Consider the following 3,528-nt stretch of genomic DNA (forward strand, 5'->3'; position numbering starts at 1 on the left):
AGGCCGCCGGCGACTGCTCGAACAGACACGAGCAGTTGTTCGAAGCTCACCGTTTTGACCAGAAAGCCGCTTGCGCCGGCGCGGAGGGCGGCCTCCACGTATTCGTCAAGATCGAACGTCGTCAGAACGATCGCCTTGGTCCGTTCAATGCCCAGCATGTTCCGCTGGGACATGTCAGCGAGCGCGGAGATGCCGTCACCGCCCGGCATTCGAACGTCGAGAAGGATCACATCGGGTTGGTGGAGGGCCACCGCGTCGACGGCGGCCGGGCCGGTGTGGGCAGTAGCGACAACGTCGATGTCGGGTTCGGCGCTCAAGATCGCACTAAGACTCGCAACGATAGTCGGCTGATCATCAGCGATAACGACGGTGATCATGGCGCAGGTCTTATCATCGCTCCGCCGGAATCCAGGTTCGCAGGGTGAACCGGTCAGCGGTGCGACTCACCCAGACCTCACCTCCGTGTTCGGCAACTCGCTCCCGGATGCCGATGAGGCCAAGGCCCGGGCGCTCACCAGCGCTGCGTGGCACGAGGGCCGCGGCATCCACCGGATTCGACACGATGATTGTCGTGCCACCGTTCTCCTGACTCACCACGACATCCACTTCCCGCCACGCGCCATGGCGTCGGGCGTTCGTGAGAGCCTCCTGCACGACGCGATACGAGGTCGCTCCGGCCCTGGTGGAGGAGCCAACCCCAGTGCGGCTGAACCTCACCGTGGAACCACTCGAACGCGCGAGTTCCACGAGGTCGTCGAGTTGATCAAATCCCGGTGCCGGGCGCACGCCGCGAAGCACGTCCAGGATGACCGTTATTTCGTCGACCGCGCGCCGACCGTTCTCGGCGATGGCCGTAAGGTCGGCGCTGAGATCCACAGTCTTATCGGAGGTGCGTTCGGAGCTTCGGGATTGACGCGCACGAGCCGCCTCGGTCCGAAGCACGAGAGCCGTGAGATGGTGGGCAAGCCCGTCGTGCAGCTCGCGCGCGATCCGCTCACGCTCGTCATGCGCCGCGTGCTGGGCACGCTCAGATTCCAACTGTGCCCGATCTCGGGCTGCTTCGAGTCGTTGTCGGGTTCCGAGGCCCACGGACCAAGCGAACAGAATCAGGAACAGGGCGAGCGCAGAGCCCTGCCATGCTGCCCCCGCAGGCGCTACCTGATACAGCACCACGAGATCGATGGTGAAAAGCACTACGAGGGTCAGTGCGAATCGAGTGGTTGAAACTGGCCGACCGACGAGTGCCAACTGGTATGCGGCAGCAGCCATGGGCAGCATAGTCATAATGCTGCTCGCCAGCCCCGGCACAGACAGGGCAATAAGCCCGACCCCGGTCATTGCTGCAATGGACCAGAACACGGCCGCTGGTGCGAGTGCACGCCAGATCAACGGCAGAGCCACAATCGCCGTGAGCGCTGTCATCGGCACGACGGACTCGGGTATGCGAGCCACCCAAAGCAGGTCGATTGCTACCGGTGCGGTGACCCCAACAAGAAGAGCAGCTGTCTGTGCAGCTTCTCTCACGCGACGGCCTCTGATCTCGTTCACGTCTGGACACTAGCCGGGTTTTAGCGGATTCGCCTCGCCCTGAAGTACCAGACCGAGTTGGTCGCCGGGGGTGATGTAGAGACGCCTGGGCAGACATAGCGTCATTGTGGCTGCCGATTCGACGGCAATCGACCATTGAGGAGAGCATGATGACCGGTCAACTAATCGATCAGCAGACACCGAATATGCCTGGTCCGATCACCACTGACCACCGACCCAAAGACCTCGCGATCTTTCTCGCGGCAACCTTTGGAATTACGTGGGGTCTCGCTGCGATTGCGCTTTGCGCTCCCGAGGTGATTCCGCTGGTGACGGGCCGCCGCTTCGACACTACGAATCCGCTGTACTTTGTTGCTGTCTACAGCCCGTCCATCGTCGGTGTTGCCATGATCGCCTCCCGGTCGGGGTTCGCAGGGCTCGGCGAGCTCGCAACCCGCGTCTTCCGGTGGCGCGTGCATCCGGGCTATTACGCCCTGATTCTTGGCGGCATGCTGATCGTCGATCTTCTCGCCCGCATTGTCCAGTTTGTTGTCGCAGGGGAGACGACGACGTCAGGAGGGCTCCCCGTATGGTCGATGCTTCTCAACGGTTCTCCTCCGACGCCGACGGAATTCTGGTTCGCTGTCCCGCTCTTCATGGTGTCCACACTCGTCCTTGACGCGGGCCCCGTCGGTGAGGAGATCGGTTGGAAGGGCTATGCCTTGCCTCGCTTTCTAGACAGCAAGCGCGGGCCGCTGTTAGCTGCGATCACTTTCGGATTGGTCTGGGGTCTCTGGCACGCTCCAGCCTTCCTCGTGTCAGGCACAGCCCAGCACGACCTCGGTCTCGGCCTCTCCTGGCTCGTGATGGGTACCGTCAGTTCCAGCATCATCATGACGTGGCTATATCGCCGCACGAATGGCAGCATTTTCGTTTCGGGGATTTTGGTGCATCTGATGATCAACTCGACGGCCGCACAGTTGTGGGCTTACGAACTGGTGTTGGTCGTGCCCGCAGCTCTCGCCGGGGCATCCCTGTATCGTTCGGGACGCAAGGCGGCAGCATGATCGCGCTCAGGGGTGACCGAGCGCCCGTCGTCGCGTTCCTGATCCTGACCTTCGCGATCTCTTGGTCTGCCTGGGGCACGGTCGCGGTGAGTGATGCTGGCTACCTGGATGGGATCAATCTCGTACTGTTTCTGTTGGGAGGATTCGGCCCAGCCATCGCCGCTGTGCTCATGCGATTCGTCATCCACCGTCTTCCCGCCCCACCCATCGTCGGTGCTATCAGAAGGCCGGTGTGGGTATGGATGCCACTGGCACTGCTCCTCGGCGCAGGGCCCTACCTGCTCGGCTCCGCCATCGGCGTGCCGTTCGGGGAAGGACCCAGTGCTTCCGTTGCCGCGGAAACAATATCGGGCTTCGGTGGACTCGTCCCGTTGCTGCTCCTGCTGATTGTTGCCGGGCCGATTTCTGAAGAACCTGGATGGCGAGGATTTGCCTACCCACGGATCAGAAGCCTGTCCGGCCGTCTGTATTCGATGCTCATTCTGGGATTGATCTGGGCCGCGTGGCACGTGCCACTTTTCCTGATTGGCGGCACGTTCCAGAACGGCTTGGGGCTATGGTCTCTCGGATTTGCTGCCTTCGTCGCGTCCTGCGTGCTTCAGACATACCTGCTCGGCCACATTTATGAGCGGGGCGGAGTGGCCGCCGCGGTTGCTCTGCATTTTGCTTTGAATGCCTCGAACGTGTGGCTCCAGGTTTCACAAACTGTAGAAACTATCGTCTCGCTCATTACTCTCCTGAGCCTCGTGATAGTCATCGAGTGGCGCGCTCGCGTCGCACTGAACGAGTCAGAAGCTAGAGCACGTTGATCGCTGTCGCGCGCCAGCGGTTGTCGAGGCCCTCGAGGCGAAGGGCGACGGCCCTGGTGCGTGCCCGGTTGCGCACAATGACGACGGCTTCGACGGCCCCATCGCGCGGCTCGAACTGGGAGATC

At 62.0% G+C, this 3,528-nt stretch carries 5 protein-coding genes; 2 read left to right on the top strand and 3 right to left on the bottom strand.

Annotated features, from left to right (window positions below; genetic code table 11):
• Positions 1-377: response regulator transcription factor (locus tag RMN95_RS05245; protein ID WP_309615894.1), on the bottom strand; the 377-nt coding region annotated here is incomplete at its 3' end.
• Between the two features lie 13 nt (positions 378-390).
• The gene (locus tag RMN95_RS05250; RefSeq protein WP_309615895.1) at positions 391-1,548 is read right to left on the bottom strand and encodes a histidine kinase; all 1,158 of its coding nucleotides are present in this window, start codon (positions 1,546-1,548) and stop codon (positions 391-393) included.
• Positions 1,549-1,733: 185 nt separating this feature from the next.
• Between RMN95_RS05250 and RMN95_RS05255 the strand changes: the two genes are divergently transcribed.
• Both RMN95_RS05255 and RMN95_RS05260 read left to right on the top strand, forming a co-directional pair.
• On the top strand, positions 1,734-2,594 hold the full coding sequence (locus tag RMN95_RS05255) for a CPBP family intramembrane glutamic endopeptidase (protein ID WP_309615896.1): 861 nt from the start codon (positions 1,734-1,736) through the stop codon (positions 2,592-2,594).
• Complete coding sequence (locus RMN95_RS05260) at positions 2,591-3,403, top strand: CPBP family intramembrane glutamic endopeptidase (protein ID WP_309615897.1); 813 nt, start codon at positions 2,591-2,593, stop codon at positions 3,401-3,403. The genes RMN95_RS05255 and RMN95_RS05260 overlap by 4 nt, the downstream gene beginning before the upstream one ends.
• On the opposite strand, the gene RMN95_RS05265 is transcribed toward RMN95_RS05260, so the two are convergent.
• On the bottom strand, positions 3,390-3,528 hold a 139-nt coding region (locus RMN95_RS05265), incomplete at its 5' end, for an Rv3235 family protein (RefSeq protein ID WP_309615898.1). The two genes, RMN95_RS05260 and RMN95_RS05265, sit on opposite strands and share 14 nt — an antisense overlap.

It is taken from the genome of Salinibacterium sp., assembly GCF_031364185.1.
Lineage (GTDB): Bacteria > Actinomycetota > Actinomycetes > Actinomycetales > Microbacteriaceae > Rhodoglobus.

Coding starts and splice junctions, on each gene's coding strand:
- RMN95_RS05255 (WP_309615896.1), top strand. CDS start 1,734: ATGCCTGGTCCGATCACCACTGACCACCGACCCAAAGACCTCGCGATC.
- RMN95_RS05260 (WP_309615897.1), top strand. CDS start 2,591: ATGATCGCGCTCAGGGGTGACCGAGCGCCCGTCGTCGCGTTCCTGATC.